This is a genomic window from Nostoc sp., assembly GCF_035638895.1.
Classification (GTDB): Bacteria; Cyanobacteriota; Cyanobacteriia; order Cyanobacteriales; family Nostocaceae; genus Nostoc.
In genome coordinates this window covers 1-15303 of the sequence record NZ_DASQZC010000336.1, presented here as the reverse complement: position 1 = coordinate 15303, position 15303 = coordinate 1, and the positions used below count along the sequence as shown (strand labels likewise).

Here is a 15303-nt window from a genome sequence, read left to right as displayed (position 1 = left end):
GTCTTCCTCCTCTCAGAAAGCGTCATTTTCTTAAGTTTTTTCGCCGGATATGCCATTTACAAAACAACAACCCCTAACTGGCTACCAGCAGGTGTTTCCGGGCTAGAAGTAAAAGAACCGACAATCAACACAGTAATTCTTGTTGCTAGTAGCTTTGTAATTTACTTAGCCGAACGCGCCCTTCAACGCCACGATTTAGTGAAATTTCGCCTATTTCTCTTGACAACAATGGCGATGGGAACTTACTTTTTGGTTGGGCAAGCGATTGAATGGAACGGCCTCGATTTTGGCTTCACCACAGGGGTATTTGGTGGAACGTTTTACCTACTAACAGGCTTCCACGGTTTGCACGTTTTCACTGGTATTCTGTTGCAGTCAATAATTTTGGTACGTTCTTTCATCCCTGGCAACTACGACACAGGCCACTTCGGCGTGAACGCGACTTCGTTGTTCTGGCACTTCGTCGATGTTATCTGGATTATTTTGTTTATCCTAATCTACGTTTGGCAGTAACTCAGAATGAGGGAGTAATTTCTCCCTCTGCTCATTTCTCTTTAAACTAAATAACTCGTGTTAGGCACGATCGCAAATAAGGCATACTCATACCAAGCAGTCCAAATGAAACTGCGAATCCATCGCTGGCGCTTTTCGGGACTCAATTCATATTCAAACGCGCCACTAGATACATCAATGGAAGATAGGTGAGAGTTACAACCACAGCCGTGTTGATAAGTAAAACCGTATTTAGAAGCAATACTTTGCACCTTCATCTGAATCGCAAACACCTTACCTGCATGGAGTATGGCATCCCAAGCCCGTTTGTGTTCAATATCGCGCTGATCAAATCTTAAGGCGCGTTCTTCAAAAACATGATCGCGGTAAATTGGTGCTAGATGCACATGATAGAAGCTGGCAGGTAGTTCATAACCAAACTCGTTGAATAAATCTATCCCAATGCGAGCCACTTTTACTTCATTAGCATACTCTGTCCCCTTTGACTCCACATCACGGAGAATTTCTGCAAAGTTTGGATAGCTGTGTTTGAGAAAGTCTTGCCCAAAAAACTCTAGAGTTTCCCATGCCAATTGTGTAAATAGCTGGGAGAATGATGGTATCAAGTGAGCTAGTTGGGGGCGATCGCTAAACAAGTCAACATCACCATGCTCTAATTTATACAAGAACAACTGTGCCATTTCAACATAGCTTTGAGGATGAGAAAGTCCGACACTCGTGGTTCCTCTAGCAATGTCTTGCCATGTAGAAGGTAGTTGAGAAACGTGAACCGCATTTTCTCCAGCAATGACTGCAACAGGAGGACATTCAAGAAGCTGCATCGACAATCTCCTTTAAGACTTTAATGTATAATTTACCTTAAGCGATCGCTAAGTCTATCCTGTGAACATAATTAAAAATGTTTGACAGCGACCATAACTTTATTCATAATATTTTTCTCAAAAATACTTAGTGCTTATTAGAATACACTTTTAGCCATATTCTCTCTATTTTTACGCTTAAATTCATTTAAACCAGGTTCATTTAGTGGTTCAAACAGTCTAGATTTTAAGTACCAGCTATTTTCTTATATATTTTCTCACCTTTGACTATCTCTTCATAGTACTGTTCATAAGGGGTGAACCTGATAGATTCTTGCTTTCCTAAACCCAAAATACCAAAGGTGCCAAGGCTATTATAAAAAAGTTCGTGTACCCGCTTTTGAAGTACCTGATTGAAATATATCAGGACGTTACGACAAAGGATGACATTAAACTCATTAAAAGAGCTATCAGTTGCTAAATTATGTTGGGCGAAAACAACGTTTTCTCTTAGAGATGCTCGAAATATAGCGTTATCATAAGCTGCTGTATAGTATTCTGAGAAAGACTTCTTGCCGCCTGCTTTCAGATAAAGTTGAGTATATTCTTGCATCAGTTTCAGGGAGAAAATCCCACTTTTAGCATTTTGTAATACCTTCTCGTTAGTATCAGTGGCATATATGCGACAACGGTGATAAAGCCCTTCTTCTTGTAGTAAAATTGCCATTGAATAGACTTCTTCACCAGTAGAGCATCCAGCGTGCCAGATGCGAATAAACGGATAGGTTTGCAAGAAGGGGATAACTTGATTTCTGAAGGCGTGATAAAAGCTGGGATCACGAAACATTGATGTGACATTCACCGTCAGAGCAAGCAAAAATCTTTCTAAATAGGCACGGTTATGGAGTAACCGTTCTTGCAATGCAGAAACATTTGCTAACCCCTCCAATTCCATGAAACTCTGAATGCGGCGCTTGAGTGACGAAAGAGCATAATTGCGAAAGTCATAACCATAGTATTGATACACCCCTTCCAAAAGCAGATGTATTTCTATATCCTCCAAGGTTGGCTTGGGCAAAGTCATAGTACGAGTTAGCATATATGTTGAGCCAGTTATCTAAATGTGCTGGCAATACAACGAGTTAAAGTGCTTGAACTTAGGCAAACAATTATTTTCCAAAACACCTGATGGAGAAAAAATTATTCACATTTTAAGTGGTAGGATTTTTATAACCAAAGTGAATCTTACGCCGAAAATAGCTTGCTGGGTCTATTAAATTTGATAACGTTACTACTTTCAGTTTCACCTAGTGGCTGTTATTCCTAAAGCAGCGATCGCTATTATTGAAATCCCAACTAGCCATCTCACTTGATAGCGTAGATTTCTAATCTCTTGGCTGAGATTTTCTCTTTGTGGTATGGGATATGGTTGAAGTTCTGCAACTTCAACAGCTACTTGTTGGGGTTTATTTTGGACATTTTCAAAAGTCACCTGCGTATGTAGCCAATTAGTAATTAGTTGAGGACAGTTTTTCTTAAACCAACTTAAAGCCAAACTTCTAAAAACTGGTTTGGACATACGCGCAATTAATTTCATTACCCTGTTTACGGGTTTCACGCGAAGCTTTTGGTTGATCAGATTGACTGAGCCAACATCATACAGACAATCTAGAATTAGTTTAACAGTGGCTTCTTCACTGTTAATCAAGTTTTGCAGTAAAAGCAGAACATCGTGCATACGCTCTGCTTCAATAACTTTTTCTGTCAAAGTTTCTGGAGAACTTACTGAAGGACTTACGGTTGTATTTATGGCATTTCGTCTTACTATCGTCATATTAGTAACATAGCAGTCATAATAATGTAAGTACACCTGTCTACTGGGAGAAAGATTTTTTATCTAGAGAAAGAACCTAAAAGCCAAAACTTTTTCGTGAGACACATGATTATATGGTGTCTGTAAAAAGGCTCTTTGTCTAGTTTCCATGAAACTTTATATCTATTTTTGAATAATTGAACTACAAGTGCAAAGTAGAACCTGTTAGATTCAATGGAAATATCCGTTTTAGAAAAAATATCTTCATCTTTTATTTAGATGCTAACATCTCAATTTGTGCAACAACCCGTTGTAATTCGTCAATGATTACAGTGGTTCCAGTCTTGCTAAAGGCATCCACAAGCGCCCGATAATACCAAAGAGTTCCTTCTTTACCCCCGTGAAAACGTTCCCAAAGTGATTCGCCCAAAACGCGATAATCTTTGAGAATAGATTGGGCGTTGTAAAGTTTATCTGCTAATGACACGAGGAGTACTGATGGGGAAGCGGTAGGAATATGAGCGATATATGCCTCCTTGCGCTGTAGCCAAGGCGGTTTTGGAGTTGTATCAGCGTCAGTACAACCATCTACAATTGCTGTTACATTGTCACCAAAGCGATCGCGAATTTCTTCTCGTGTTGCAGCACCACCTTGATCTTCGATCGCATCGTGTAACAAAGCTGCGATCGCTTCATCTTCATTGGCCCCATATTCTAAAGCAATACTGGCAACACCTAATAAATGGGCAACGTAAGGAACACCTGAACCTTTACGAACTTGGTTGGCGTGCAGTTGGGTGGCGTAGGTAAGAGCTGTGGTAAAACGTTCTGAGAGCATTGTTTTGAAAGAATAAAACAGCTTATAGTCAGATATTGCACTGCTGTTAATGTCAATTTTATAACAAACCGCTCCAGACAAAGAGAATGCACAGGAGACGGGTACAGAAGTAATTGAATATCAACCTAAAATTGAGATATCTATCAAGCTTGCTATGGCATTATCATGACCAGCGAAAAAATAACGGTGCAGTCTTTGTATACTGTCACTGATGAAGAATTAATGCTGATGAGTTCGCAAAACCCAGAACTGCGGTTTGAACGCAACGCTAATGGATCGTTAGAAACTATGCCCCCAACTGGTGGAATTTCTGGTAATCGAGAAATAAAAGCAGGAGCCTATTTGTTGAATTGGGTAGAAAGTCAGGATTTAGGTGAAGTTTTTAGTTCAAGTACAGGTTTTAGATTAGCAAATACTGCTGTCAGATCACCCGATGCTGCTTTTGTAGCTAAAGGACGTTTGCCAGAAGGTTGGGATGAAGAAGACAAATTTATTAATTTAGCACCCGATTTTGTAATTGAAATTCGTTCTAAAAATGATAGCTTGGCAAAACTCAAAGCCAAGATGGAAGAATATATTAGTAATGGTGTCCAATCAGGATGGTTAATTGATAGTAAAAATCAGCAAGCTTTAGTTTATCGCCGGGATGGTTCAATTACTCAATATCCAGCTACAGCAGTATTAAGCGGTGAAGATGTTCTGCCTGGTTTCACCTTGCCCTTAAGAAAATTATTATAAAGTTGAATTATATTTTATATCAATTCGATCTAAGGATACGCCAAGCAAAAAATCTGTTCAAGACTAGTCTACAAGTTTTACTTTTAAATAGATTTTGGTGCAGTATTTATTATAAAAAGTAGCATAACAACTAAATTATCAACATAACATCTTTCTTTTGAGCGATATTTTACGACAAGCCGCTCTACATCATGCCCCTGAAAAGTTCTGAGTAGAAAAACAAAAGTTTTAATTATATAAAATTATATAATTCTACTTTTAGATAGACAATATTTAAATCTATATTCCATCGCCAGATAGATAAGATTTGGATGATAATTTCCTTAGATTAGCTAAAGTATATGCTATTTATAGGAGTAAATTTAATAATGGCAGACAGTCCAGGATTAGGAGAGCAGGCGCTGAATAAAGCGGCAGAAATTGGATTATCTAGCCAATTAGATGAAGTAAAAAATTTAGATGTAGACATCAAAACAGATCCTCTGAAACTAATTCAGGGGGAGGTGGATGCAGTCACGATTGAAGGTGAAGGTTTGGTTATGCAGAAAGACCTCCGCATGGAGGAATTTGACATGCAAATGACTAATGTTGCCATTAATCCTTTGAGTGTAGCTTTTGGCAAAATTGAACTCACTAAACCTACTGAAGCTAAGGCACAGGTTGTGTTAACCGAAGCTGATATTAATCGTGCCTTCAACTCAGAATATGTGCGATCGCAACTGCAAAGCCAAAAAATCCACGTTAACGGGCAACTGACGACTATTGAACCTCAAAATGTAGAATTTCGACTACCTGGCGATGGGAAAGTGGCTTTAAATGCCAGCATGAAATTAGTAGAAACTGGTGAAAATCAGCAAGTTGCTTTTTCCGCAGTCCCCAGGCTCAGTGGCAATGGAAAAACTGTGGCTCTGGAGAATGTCGAGTATGGCGAAAGCGAGGAAATATCGCCAGAGTTGACAAAAGCTTTGATAGATCAAACTAGCGAAATTCTAAATTTGAGTAACTTCGATTTAGATGGAATAAGTCTGCAAGTTAACCAACTAAAAGTAGAAGTAGGCAAACTAACCCTACAAGCTGAAGCTTATGTAGAAAAAATTCCTTCAGCTTAAAAATATAACGCTAATAAATTCAGGATACTAATAATGGAAACTACAGACACAACGCAAACAGGTTCAACACCTTTTCCAAATATTCCACCAGTTATTGAAAGTAACGACAGTGAGTATCTTGATACTGGTGTACCTAGCACAGTTGCGATCGCAGGACATCCCCTACATCCCCTTACTGTGATCTTTCCCATCGCTTTTTTAGCCGCCGCCTTGGGAAGTGATGTCGGCTACTGGTTAACTCGTGATTTCTTTTGGGCTAGGGCTTCATTCTGGTTAATCGGGCTTGGATTAGGTTTAGGCTTAATCGCAGCAGCTACCGGTCTGAGCGACTTTTTGAAAATTGAACGAGTTCGCAAGCGCACCGCCGGTTGGGTGCATTTGATACTTAACGTTTCTATCCTAGTTTTATCACTCGTCAACTTTCTCCTACGTTTGGGCAACGTTGAGTCCCGAATATTACCTTGGGGACTATTAATCTCCGTCGTTGTTGGTACACTGACTAGCGCTTCCGGCTGGTTCGGTGCCGAACTCTCCTATCGCCACAAAATCGGTGTAGTAGGCGCTGGTAGCAGAAGATATCCATAAGTAAATAATTCGTAATTCGTAATTCGTAATTAACATTCAATATTACGAATTATTGAGAAACGACTATCAGAGGCTAAAATTTTGCTTAGTCTCTAAGCTTTTAGAAAATGCTGCAACATCGTAAGCAAACAATATTTATTATTCTTTCTCTGCTCATCGTTGTACCGATGGGCTTTTTATTTAAGTACTACACTGGCCCTGCCCATCAGTGGTTTAATGATTACGGAGCAGCTATATTTTACGAAATATTTTGGTGTCTGTTTGCATTTTGGTTTTTCAGAAGTCGGACGGCGATAATCCAAATTCCTATATGGGTTTTTGTCATCACCTGTATACTAGAATTCTTGCAACTTTGGCATCCGCCACTATTAGAGGAGATTCGCGCCACCTTGATAGGTAAGTTGTTACTTGGTACTACCTTTGTTTGGTGGGATTTTCCTCATTATGTATTGGGTTCTGTCTTAGGTTGGTTGTGGCTGCGACAATTACAGAAAATAGGTTATGCAAAAAAAAGTCAAGGTTAAACCTAATTCAAAACAGCAAAAAATTGAAGAACAACCTGATGGCAGTTTGACCGTGTATTTAAAATCGCCCCCAGTGGATGGTAAGGCTAATGAAGAGTTAATTAAACTATTAGCAAATAAATTTGATGTAGCCAAATCTGATATCAGAATAAAATCAGGTTTGTCCTCTCGGCAAAAGCTGATAGAAATTAATACAGACTACTAGTAGCTGCTTAGTAATAACCTTATTGGAAATGCCTCCTGCTGAATGTGAAGCAATGTCCCACCCAATATATCCTCTAGCAAAGCCAAGAAACGAGAGACACAAAAAAAAGCAAAATCGAGTTTTTATGCTTGTGTAATACTGATATAGCTTGGTTGAGCTTTGACTGTTTCTATCCAAGCTTGAATAGCAGGAAATTGTGTTAAATCAAAGCCACCTTCATCAGCTACATGAGTGTACGCGAACAAGGCGATATCAGCAATCGTGTAACGCTCCCCTACAAAAAAGGTGTGAGAACTTAAGTGTTTTTCCATCAGGTTAAGTGCTGCATAACCAGCTTCACGTTTTTGCTTTATAGCTTCACTATATTCTTCAGTTTTACCTAAAATAGAAATCCAAAATCTTGATGTAGCAATAAAAGGTTCATGGCTATACTGTTCAAAACATAACCATTGCAGCACCTGCGCTCGTAAAAAGCGGTCATAGGGTAAAAATTCTGTACCTTCACTTAGATATACCAATATGGCATTTGATTCTGCCAAGTATTTACCTGGCTCGATTTCAATAATAGGTATCTTTCCATTGGGATTTTTACTTAAAAATTCTGGTGTTCGAGTCTCACCTTTCAAAATGTTAAGCTCTACCCTCTCAAAAGGCATACCTAGTTGTGTTAATAAAAGACGTATCTTATAACCATTGCCAGAAGGTAAAAAATCGTACAGACGAAGTAGTTCCATGCTAAAATGCAGTTAAGAATATGTTGAAAATTAGAGGTTCAAAATACAATATCTTACCAAAATATTTTCCCAAAACCGGATGATTTTTTTGAAGATTTCGCTTAGAAGTACTAAAGAAAATTATCTGGAAAAATAAAAAACATTATTCATTTCTAGATTGACATGTTTAATTTAGTCAGTGGTCGAGAATAAAAGTATGTGTGGAAGATTTACTCTAAATCAGTCACCAGAAGCTTTAGCTCAAGTTTTCGATGTCGAGCCAGTTCTGGATTTTGCAGGCGGATATAATATCGCACCGACGCAAATGGTAGCAACAGTGTTACAAAATCCCGAAAGCGAAAAGCGTGAATTTAAGCAGTTGTATTGGGGATTAATCCCGTCATGGGCGAAAGATGCAGGGATGGGGGCAAAGCTGATTAACGCTAGGGCTGAAACTGTTGCCGAAAAACCTTCTTTTCGTTCGGCTTTTAAGCATCGACGCTGTTTAGTGATAGCTGATGGCTTTTATGAGTGGCAACGGCAAGAAGGCAAAAAGCAGCCATTTTATTTTCGCCTTCAAGATGGGCAACCCTTCGCCTTTGCAGGTTTGTGGGAGAAATGGCGATCGCCTGCTAACGAAGAAATAATCTCTTGTACAATTTTAACAACCGCAGCTAACGAATTACTCCAACCTATCCACGAGCGGATGCCAGTGATTCTAGAGCCAGAAGATTACGATTTATGGCTAGATTCCCAAGTGCAAACGCCCCAAACCTTACAGCAGCTATTGCGTCCCTATCCAGCGCCAGCAATGACTGCGTATCCAGTTAGCATCTTGGTAAACAATTCTCGGCATAATAGTCCAGAGTGCATCATCCCACTCAGTGAGAAGAATGCACCCACAAATCAGTTAAATTAGCTATTGAGTGGACTGGGGATTAGACGAAGAGGGAAGATTTCCAATACCTAATACCCAGTCCCCAATCCGCAATCTCCAATCCCCAGAGACTACTATGCCAAGAACACAAAAGAACGATAATTTTGTTGACAAATCCTTTACAGTGATGGCAGATATCATCCTGAAGATCCTGCCAACCAACAAAAAAGCTAAAGAAGCGTTTGTTTATTATCGAGATGGCATGTCAGCCCAAGCAGAAGGGGAATATGCTGAAGCATTGGAATATTATGAAGAAGCTCTAACACTAGAGGATGATACCAACGATCGCGGCTATATTCTCTACAATATGGGGCTAATCTATGCCAGCAATGGCGATCATAACAAAGCTTTAGAACTGTATCACCAGGCAGTCGAGTTAAACCCACGGATGCCCCAAGCTTTGAACAACATCGCTGTGATTTATCACTACCAAGGCGAAAAAGAGAAAGAAGCTGGAGATAATGAGGCTGGCGAAGCACTGTTTGACCAAGCCGCAGACTATTGGATTCGAGCTGTTCGCATGGCTCCCAATAACTACATCGAAGCTCAAAACTGGTTGAAAACCACCGGGCGATCGCAAATTGACGTATTCTTCTAAAAGTGATGGGTTAGGAATTATGAATCATTCACTCCTAACTCTTGTACAGACGCGATTAATCGCGTCTCTCCTAATAGACGCGATTAATGCTATCTTTCTTAACTCCTAACTAAAAAAATATGATTGACCAAGAACAAGTTCATAAAGTAGCTAATCTTGCTCGTTTAGAATTAACTCCCGAAGAAGAAAAACAATTCACTACTCAGTTAGGAAGTATTCTGGATTATATTCAACAGTTGGATGAACTTGATGTTAGCAATGTGCCCCCAACAACGCGGGCAATTGATGTCAGCAACATCACACGAGAGGATAAATTGCAACCCTATCCTGACCGAGAAAGCATCCTCAACAGTGCGCCTGAACAAGAAGGCGAATTTTTCAAAGTACCAAAAATCCTCAACGCTGAATAGTCACAAGTCAAAAGTCAAAAGTTTTAAATTTTTGACTGTTGACTAATAACTAAGGAGATAAATTATGGGTTTGGGAATTCTTAAGGATGGTCAATGGATATCTCAAAGAGATCAAGAAGACTCAGAAGGTAAATTTATCCGTCCATCAACTACTTTCCGCAACCACATTACATCTGATGGTTCTAGTGGCTTGAAAGCTGAAGCAGGGCGCTATCATCTCTATATTTCTTGGGCTTGCCCTTGGGCATGTCGCACCGCCATTCTCCGCCAATTGAAAGGACTCCAAGACGTCATTGGGTTATCAGTCGTTGCCGCAGAAATCGATCAAAATAGCTGGGAATTTGGCGATGAACCGGGGTGCATTCCCGATACAGTCAACGGCACTCAATATCTTTGGCAACTTTATCTAAAAGCTGACCCTAACTATAGTGGTCGGGTGACAGTTCCAGTTTTATGGGATATCCAAAATGGGACAATTGTCAATAATGAATCCCGCGAAATCATTCAGATGTTTGATACAGAATTCAATGCTTTCGCCAAACAAAATATCAACTTTTATCCAGAACATTTACAAAAAGTAATTGACGAGACAATTGATACAATTTATCAACCAATAAATAACGGTGTCTACCGGGCGGGATTTGCTACCACTCAGTCGGCTTATGATGAAGCAGTAACCGAATTATTCACTGCTCTCGACTACTGGGAAAAAGTATTGGGAAATCAACGCTATCTTTGCGGAAATCAAATTACTGAGGCGGACTGGTGTATGTTCACTACTCTGTTTCGTTTCGATGTAGTTTATTATGTGCATTTCAAATGCAACTTACGCAGAATTGTAGATTATCCGAATCTGTGGAATTATCTCAAAGAACTTTACCAACTGCCGGGAGTTAAAGAAACTTGCAACCTTGACCACATCAAGCGGCATTATTATAAAAGCCATCCCCAAGTTAACCCAACTCGCATTGTACCCAAAGGGCCACTGATTGATTTTGATGCACCCCATAACCGGGATAAAATATTTGCTTGATTGATTTGTTCGCTTGTCGTGTCATCGCTTCATGAGGATTACATGTAGCCCAGAACTTAGTACGATTCATCTGGGGTAAAAAATTTCATAGCGTTAATTTTTGCAAAATATATATGATCGAGTACAAATACTCAAAATTACAGTAATTCGATAAGGTTTAGAGGATATTTGAAAAGTCCTTTTGTCGAGCTTGAAAACAACTAAGAGTGCTGCGGAGTTCTCCTTTTAAAAGAAGTTACAAAATTTCGGTTAGAGCGCCCAACATTAGACGATGGTAATACAACCACCCGGATGTCACCCCGTAAAAGCAGCTAAAACGGGGCCATTGACTAATTTAACTTGTGAGAAAGGTCTTCGTGAGTTTCTACGGTTATAACAGAAGGTGACATTAGGATACACTGGCTTTTGAATACACCTGAAGTTCAGCAGCAACAAACAAAATCGCTGCTGGTGACTTCCTGCCTAGTATCCTGTTGCTTTTTGCTGTATGAAACTTACTCAAATCTACGGCAAGTCTCTCTCACGAAGGTTTCTTAGCATCTAAAAAGACTCCCACTGTTTTGAGGCTATAGCCTTAGAATATTTACAAGCTTTACTTACGAATTAGCTCTCTCTAGAGAAAGTAACCTTTTTGCTGTCTAAGCTGACATTCTACCTGTTTCTATTGGTATCTGTGTAGCTTAACAAATCAGCGAATTCATTAATATTAAGCCTGTTTTACTATTTAGTTTCTTACTCTGACCTATTAGACTGCCTAGTGTGTTCATTTCACTTTGTTCAATAGCTTTTAGCCCTTATCGCTCCCATGCTGACCCATCACCGCAAGCCCGTGTGCTTATCACTTATTTCCACTGACCTACCAATCTGGTCTGTTGTGGAAACTGCCGCGACATTGTATCAAAAAGATACTGATAGATTCCATTTGCTGCTGACCGCACCGCCTCTAATTAGCTGTGAAGTAGAGAGTGTGGTAAGTCCAGAGGATACACTTCCTCAAAGTAAGAGCAAAGCTTACGCTCCTAATAGTCCTAGAATTTTGTGGCTGGAGATTTCCCCTTACCGAGTCATCATGACTATGCAAGGTAACGCTCAAGTGAGTTACCGTCACTTTTGGGAACGGGGCGTTTATGGCATTAGTCGCTATTGGTTGCCAACTGAGTCGTTGCAACCTAACAATCCTATTCGTTTACGAAATTTTACTAGTAGCCTAATTCTCAACGGACATCCCTTGCCAGAACATTTGCGTCTGGAATATGAATTATGGGCAGAAAAAGTTCAACTAGGGTGCTACATACTGAATTTGGAAATTAAACATTGATGGTTATGGGGAGTAGGGAGTAGAGAAAAGTTTTACCAATACTCAATGCCCTATGACGCCACTGCGGTCTTGGGGAAACCCCATCGCCCTTGGCGTCTCCCCTTGGGAGAAGACCGCAGTGGCTCCCCCATCCCTAATGCTCAATTCCAAATCCCTTTCAACCAAAATAACTGGGTTGGTTTCCAGGTTTCCATTTAATATTGCAACCAACACTCGGCTTTTGGTCGCTTGTAACAGCTTTACCCGCCAGCACTGCTTCAATGGCTGCACGTAAATCTGCGCCTGTTACGGGTTTACCATTACTGGGGCGGCTATCATCTAATTGTCCCCGATAAACAAGTTGCCGTTGCTCATCAAATACAAAAAAATCAGGTGTGCAAGCTGCGGTATAAGCCTTTGCAGTTTCCTGGCTCTCGTCGTAACATAAGGTAAAATTAAACCCTTGTTCTGTTGCAAATGCTTGTAACGACTCTGGCGCATCATCTGGGTAATTTTGTGCATCGTTAGCACTAATGGCAACGATCGCTAAATCACCTGTAAAATAATCTTTTCCTAACTGCACTAATTCTTGTTGAATGTGCTTTACAAATGGGCAATGCCGACAAATAAACATTACCAACAACGCTTTTTTATCTGCGAAGGTGGAAAGTGAAGTTGCCTTTCCAGATACTACTTCCGGTAGATGAAAATCTGGTGCTTTTGTGCCTAATGGCAACATAGTTGAAGCAGTTAAAGCCATAGTTCACCCAATATTTTTACGCTGATAACGGCTTTTGCTATCAGTATATTTTTACTCTACCACTCAATACGCTTGGGTTAAGCAAATTTATCTGTTAAGGCAGGCAGGAGGAGTAGGGGAGGCAGAGGGAGAGAAAAAAGCTTAACTGAACTGTATTGCTCTAGCACTAACTTTTCCATAAATTAAGAGACGGTAAATTTACCGTCTCTTAATATTTGTTGAGAATTAAGTTATAGAAATTAGTTTTTACAGACTTGCCAAAACACCAACGATACCGTGTCCTGTCAATACTTCTAATGCTATTAGAGAGACAAAACCAATCATTGCTAAACGACCATTGAGCATTTCTGCATAGGGAGTGAAACCAGTGCGATCGCCTTGCTCATCTATATAAACCTTTGGCTCGATCGCAAAGTTATTCAGTTTGCCTTGGTCGTCAATTATAGCAGTGTTTGTACGCATGGATTTTTCCCTGTCTTCTCTTTATGTAAACAACTGTAACAAGTTTATTAATATTTGTAAAGTATCTTAATCTGCTTAAGTAGAAGTCCCAACCAGAGATATGATCGTGGATCGAGTTAAAAGCTATGTATAACAAACAGGCTCCGCTCCTTCTGCGTAAGCAATCTCAATTACCAATCCATTCCCCATAAGCTAATGCATCGATTTCGAGTAGAGGTTATTGCCAAAACACCAAACCCGCAGCAGGTGATTTATGCCGCGATGCACCAAGACTATACCGATGGGTTCGTGTATGATGAGCGCGACTCTTGGCCCTCGGAGTCACAAAGCGGCGAAGTTATTGTTAAGCGACTTTTAGCGGGTGAGAGAGGACACTATGGGCCTCTAGAGCATCCCCAGATTGTTTTTAACTGTGGCTACTTTCCTCACAGTGTCATGCAGCAGGCTCGTACTCATCGGGTAGGAGTATCATTTGATGTTCAGTCTTTTAGGTACACAGGCAACCAATTTATTGACGTAGTAGAAGGCAAGAAAGACATAGAAGATGTTTTTTACTTACGTCCCGTTGGTTATTACACTGATAGACAAGGAAAAAAGTACCATTATTCACCTGAGCAACGAGCAGCAGATTTGCAGTGGTGTCTAGAAGCAGCTAAACGATATAAAGCTGATTTTGAGGGTGGAATGTCTGAAGAACACGCAAGGGGTAAAGTACCTTTTGATTATCGCCAGCATTTTGTAGTTAGCTTCAATTTAAGGTCTTTCTTGCATTTTTGTGACCTGAGAAATAAGAAAGATGCTCAACTTGAAATTCAAAAGTTGTGTGAAATGATGTGGCCTCATTTTGAAGATTGGGTACCTGCGATCGCACAATGGTACGAAAAGCAACGTTTAGGTAAGGCAAGATTAGCACCATAATCATATTTTGGGGCAATTCTATACTGAATTCTGACGCTTCGGCGGAGCGTCTCCGGCTCCGCTCCTGGGTTCTGAATTCTTCTTATAAAAAATTTGTAAAATGCTTTCATGCGTCGAGATTCAATATTTTACAAACTGTTTCAACAGTCTCCCACCTTGCTGTTTGAACTACTGGCAAATCCTCCAAATAATGCAGATAGTTATCGTTTTGATTCAGTCGCCGTTAAAGAACCAAAATTTGAAATTGACGGAGTATTTCTACCACCTGAAACTGATGGTGCTGGAGTTGTATATTTTTGCGAGGTGCAGTTCCAGAAAGATGAACAACTTTATGAGAGAGTATGGGCTGAATCTTCGTTATATTTCTACCGCAACCGTGCCAGATTTAGCGACTGGCAAGCAGTGATAATTTACCCGTCACGCAGTATTGAACAAAGCGATATTTATCCTCATCGTTCATTGCTGAACGGCGGACAAGTACATCGGGTGTATTTAGATCAATTAGGGGATATTCGTCAATTACCTCTATGGGTGGCGCTGATGGTATTAACTACAGTGGATGAAGAACAAGCACCAGAAGAAGCAAGGTATTTGTTAACAAGAACTGCTCAAGAAGTGCTATCACCATCGAGTCGCGCCATAATTGAATTAATAACGACGATCATGGTATACAGATTTGAACAATTAACTCAAGCGGAGGTAGAGTCTATGTTAGGAATCACGCTGAAGGAAACGCGAGTTTACCGAGAAATTAAGGAAGAAGGACGCGAGGAGGGACGTGAGGAAGCAACAGCTAATCTTATTCTCCGGCAATTGACTAAGCGATTTGGAGAACTTTCTGAGGAAATACGCTCCTCAATTTCTGGTTTACCTTTGCCTGTGCTGGAAGATTTGAGTGAAGCACTGTTAGATTTTACTAGTTTGGCCGATTTACAGGTTTGGCTAGAAGCGCGATGAATCCTTATATGGGAAAGCTGAGAGAATGAATTTGCAGTAGGATAAAGCAAGCGATCGCACTCCGATTTTTGGGTATGATTTAGAGCGATCGCA

At 40.2% G+C, this 15303-nt stretch carries 20 protein-coding genes; 13 read left to right on the top strand and 7 right to left on the bottom strand.

Annotation, left to right across the window (positions count from 1 at the left end; genetic code table 11):
- Nucleotides 1-513: cytochrome c oxidase subunit 3 (locus VE944_RS16555; protein WP_324978868.1), on the top strand; the 513-nt coding region annotated here is incomplete at its 5' end.
- A gap of 41 nt (nt 514-554) precedes the next feature.
- Here VE944_RS16555 and VE944_RS16550 read toward each other — a convergent pair.
- From VE944_RS16550 to VE944_RS16535, 4 genes are all read right to left on the bottom strand, one after another.
- A complete protein-coding gene (locus VE944_RS16550; protein WP_229556163.1) occupies nt 555-1334 on the bottom strand; it encodes a hypothetical protein in 780 nt (259 codons plus the stop codon).
- 226 nt (nt 1335-1560) lie between these two features.
- Complete coding sequence (locus tag VE944_RS16545; RefSeq protein WP_324978871.1) at nt 1561-2397, bottom strand: CheR family methyltransferase; 837 nt, start codon at nt 2395-2397, stop codon at nt 1561-1563.
- A gap of 219 nt (nt 2398-2616) precedes the next feature.
- Nucleotides 2617-3147 carry a hypothetical protein gene (locus tag VE944_RS16540; RefSeq protein ID WP_324978864.1) on the bottom strand — a complete coding sequence of 177 codons (531 nt, stop codon included), beginning with the start codon at nt 3145-3147 and terminating at the stop codon, nt 2617-2619.
- 250 nt (nt 3148-3397) lie between these two features.
- Nucleotides 3398-3964 (bottom strand): HD domain-containing protein, encoded by a 567-nt coding sequence (locus VE944_RS16535; RefSeq protein WP_324978861.1) that lies wholly within the window; start codon nt 3962-3964, stop codon nt 3398-3400.
- A gap of 165 nt (nt 3965-4129) precedes the next feature.
- Here VE944_RS16535 and VE944_RS16530 point away from each other — a divergent pair, with 165 nt between their 5' ends.
- The 5 genes from VE944_RS16530 (at nt 4130) to VE944_RS16510 (ending at nt 7125) form a co-directional block, all read left to right on the top strand.
- On the top strand, nt 4130-4702 hold the full coding sequence (locus tag VE944_RS16530; protein WP_324978858.1) for a Uma2 family endonuclease: 573 nt from the start codon (nt 4130-4132) through the stop codon (nt 4700-4702).
- Nucleotides 4703-5070: 368 nt separating this feature from the next.
- Nucleotides 5071-5811 carry an LmeA family phospholipid-binding protein gene (locus VE944_RS16525; protein WP_324978855.1) on the top strand — a complete coding sequence of 247 codons (741 nt, stop codon included), beginning with the start codon at nt 5071-5073 and terminating at the stop codon, nt 5809-5811.
- 33 nt (nt 5812-5844) lie between these two features.
- A complete protein-coding gene (locus VE944_RS16520) occupies nt 5845-6396 on the top strand; it encodes a DUF2231 domain-containing protein (protein ID WP_324978852.1) in 552 nt (183 codons plus the stop codon).
- Between the two features lie 107 nt (nt 6397-6503).
- Complete coding sequence (locus VE944_RS16515) at nt 6504-6920, top strand: ribosomal maturation YjgA family protein (RefSeq protein WP_324978850.1); 417 nt, start codon at nt 6504-6506, stop codon at nt 6918-6920.
- A complete protein-coding gene (locus VE944_RS16510; RefSeq protein ID WP_324978847.1) occupies nt 6898-7125 on the top strand; it encodes a DUF167 domain-containing protein in 228 nt (75 codons plus the stop codon). Before VE944_RS16515 ends, VE944_RS16510 begins: the two co-directional genes overlap by 23 nt.
- 122 nt (nt 7126-7247) lie before the next feature.
- Here VE944_RS16510 and VE944_RS16505 read toward each other — a convergent pair whose 3' ends face one another.
- Entirely contained in the window at nt 7248-7859 is a 612-nt protein-coding gene (locus VE944_RS16505; protein ID WP_324978844.1) for a glutathione S-transferase family protein, read from the bottom strand.
- A 196-nt stretch (nt 7860-8055) separates the two neighbouring features.
- On the opposite strand from VE944_RS16505, the gene VE944_RS16500 reads away from it, so the two are divergent.
- From VE944_RS16500 to VE944_RS16480, 5 genes are all read left to right on the top strand, one after another.
- Nucleotides 8056-8757, top strand: coding sequence for an SOS response-associated peptidase (locus VE944_RS16500; RefSeq protein ID WP_324978841.1), 702 nt, complete (start codon nt 8056-8058; stop codon nt 8755-8757).
- 94 nt (nt 8758-8851) lie between these two features.
- Complete coding sequence (locus tag VE944_RS16495) at nt 8852-9373, top strand: photosystem I assembly protein Ycf3 (RefSeq protein WP_229556326.1); 522 nt, start codon at nt 8852-8854, stop codon at nt 9371-9373.
- A gap of 119 nt (nt 9374-9492) precedes the next feature.
- Nucleotides 9493-9783 carry an Asp-tRNA(Asn)/Glu-tRNA(Gln) amidotransferase subunit GatC gene (gene gatC / locus VE944_RS16490; RefSeq protein ID WP_324978836.1) on the top strand — a complete coding sequence of 97 codons (291 nt, stop codon included), beginning with the start codon at nt 9493-9495 and terminating at the stop codon, nt 9781-9783.
- Nucleotides 9784-9847: 64 nt separating this feature from the next.
- Nucleotides 9848-10816, top strand: a complete 969-nt coding sequence (locus VE944_RS16485) for a glutathione S-transferase family protein (RefSeq protein WP_324978833.1) — start codon at nt 9848-9850, stop codon at nt 10814-10816.
- An 805-nt stretch (nt 10817-11621) separates the two neighbouring features.
- A complete protein-coding gene (locus VE944_RS16480) occupies nt 11622-12134 on the top strand; it encodes a hypothetical protein (protein WP_100898999.1) in 513 nt (170 codons plus the stop codon).
- Nucleotides 12135-12291: 157 nt separating this feature from the next.
- Here the strand turns inward: VE944_RS16480 and VE944_RS16475 are convergent, their stop codons facing one another.
- Together VE944_RS16475 and VE944_RS16470 are read right to left on the bottom strand one after the other, a co-directional pair.
- Complete coding sequence (locus tag VE944_RS16475; RefSeq protein ID WP_324978829.1) at nt 12292-12873, bottom strand: thioredoxin family protein; 582 nt, start codon at nt 12871-12873, stop codon at nt 12292-12294.
- A 246-nt stretch (nt 12874-13119) separates the two neighbouring features.
- Nucleotides 13120-13335 carry a chlorophyll a/b-binding protein gene (locus VE944_RS16470; RefSeq protein ID WP_324978826.1) on the bottom strand — a complete coding sequence of 72 codons (216 nt, stop codon included), beginning with the start codon at nt 13333-13335 and terminating at the stop codon, nt 13120-13122.
- Between the two features lie 195 nt (nt 13336-13530).
- On the opposite strand from VE944_RS16470, the gene thyX reads away from it, so the two are divergent.
- Nucleotides 13531-14253, top strand: coding sequence for an FAD-dependent thymidylate synthase (gene thyX, locus VE944_RS16465; RefSeq protein WP_324978823.1), 723 nt, complete (start codon nt 13531-13533; stop codon nt 14251-14253).
- A 108-nt stretch (nt 14254-14361) separates the two neighbouring features.
- Nucleotides 14362-15210, top strand: coding sequence for an Rpn family recombination-promoting nuclease/putative transposase (locus VE944_RS16460; protein WP_324978820.1), 849 nt, complete (start codon nt 14362-14364; stop codon nt 15208-15210).
- Nucleotides 15211-15303: the final 93 nt, after the last annotated feature.

Excerpts from the sequence above, each read along its gene's own strand:
- VE944_RS16520 (WP_324978852.1), top strand. The coding sequence starts at position 5,845 with ATGGAAACTACAGACACAACGCAAACAGGTTCAACACCTTTTCCAAAT.
- VE944_RS16550 (WP_229556163.1), bottom strand. The coding sequence starts at position 1,334 with ATGCAGCTTCTTGAATGTCCTCCTGTTGCAGTCATTGCTGGAGAAAAT.
- VE944_RS16495 (WP_229556326.1), top strand. The coding sequence starts at position 8,852 with ATGCCAAGAACACAAAAGAACGATAATTTTGTTGACAAATCCTTTACA.
- VE944_RS16485 (WP_324978833.1), top strand. The coding sequence starts at position 9,848 with ATGGGTTTGGGAATTCTTAAGGATGGTCAATGGATATCTCAAAGAGAT.
- VE944_RS16480 (WP_100898999.1), top strand. The coding sequence starts at position 11,622 with ATGCTGACCCATCACCGCAAGCCCGTGTGCTTATCACTTATTTCCACT.
- VE944_RS16540 (WP_324978864.1), bottom strand. The coding sequence starts at position 3,147 with ATGACGATAGTAAGACGAAATGCCATAAATACAACCGTAAGTCCTTCA.
- VE944_RS16530 (WP_324978858.1), top strand. The coding sequence starts at position 4,130 with ATGACCAGCGAAAAAATAACGGTGCAGTCTTTGTATACTGTCACTGAT.
- VE944_RS16500 (WP_324978841.1), top strand. The coding sequence starts at position 8,056 with ATGTGTGGAAGATTTACTCTAAATCAGTCACCAGAAGCTTTAGCTCAA.
- VE944_RS16535 (WP_324978861.1), bottom strand. The coding sequence starts at position 3,964 with ATGCTCTCAGAACGTTTTACCACAGCTCTTACCTACGCCACCCAACTG.
- gatC (WP_324978836.1), top strand. The coding sequence starts at position 9,493 with ATGATTGACCAAGAACAAGTTCATAAAGTAGCTAATCTTGCTCGTTTA.
- VE944_RS16515 (WP_324978850.1), top strand. The coding sequence starts at position 6,504 with ATGCTGCAACATCGTAAGCAAACAATATTTATTATTCTTTCTCTGCTC.
- VE944_RS16475 (WP_324978829.1), bottom strand. The coding sequence starts at position 12,873 with ATGGCTTTAACTGCTTCAACTATGTTGCCATTAGGCACAAAAGCACCA.
- VE944_RS16525 (WP_324978855.1), top strand. The coding sequence starts at position 5,071 with ATGGCAGACAGTCCAGGATTAGGAGAGCAGGCGCTGAATAAAGCGGCA.
- VE944_RS16505 (WP_324978844.1), bottom strand. The coding sequence starts at position 7,859 with ATGGAACTACTTCGTCTGTACGATTTTTTACCTTCTGGCAATGGTTAT.
- VE944_RS16510 (WP_324978847.1), top strand. The coding sequence starts at position 6,898 with ATGCAAAAAAAAGTCAAGGTTAAACCTAATTCAAAACAGCAAAAAATT.
- VE944_RS16545 (WP_324978871.1), bottom strand. The coding sequence starts at position 2,397 with ATGACTTTGCCCAAGCCAACCTTGGAGGATATAGAAATACATCTGCTT.
- thyX (WP_324978823.1), top strand. The coding sequence starts at position 13,531 with ATGCATCGATTTCGAGTAGAGGTTATTGCCAAAACACCAAACCCGCAG.
- VE944_RS16470 (WP_324978826.1), bottom strand. The coding sequence starts at position 13,335 with ATGCGTACAAACACTGCTATAATTGACGACCAAGGCAAACTGAATAAC.
- VE944_RS16460 (WP_324978820.1), top strand. The coding sequence starts at position 14,362 with ATGCGTCGAGATTCAATATTTTACAAACTGTTTCAACAGTCTCCCACC.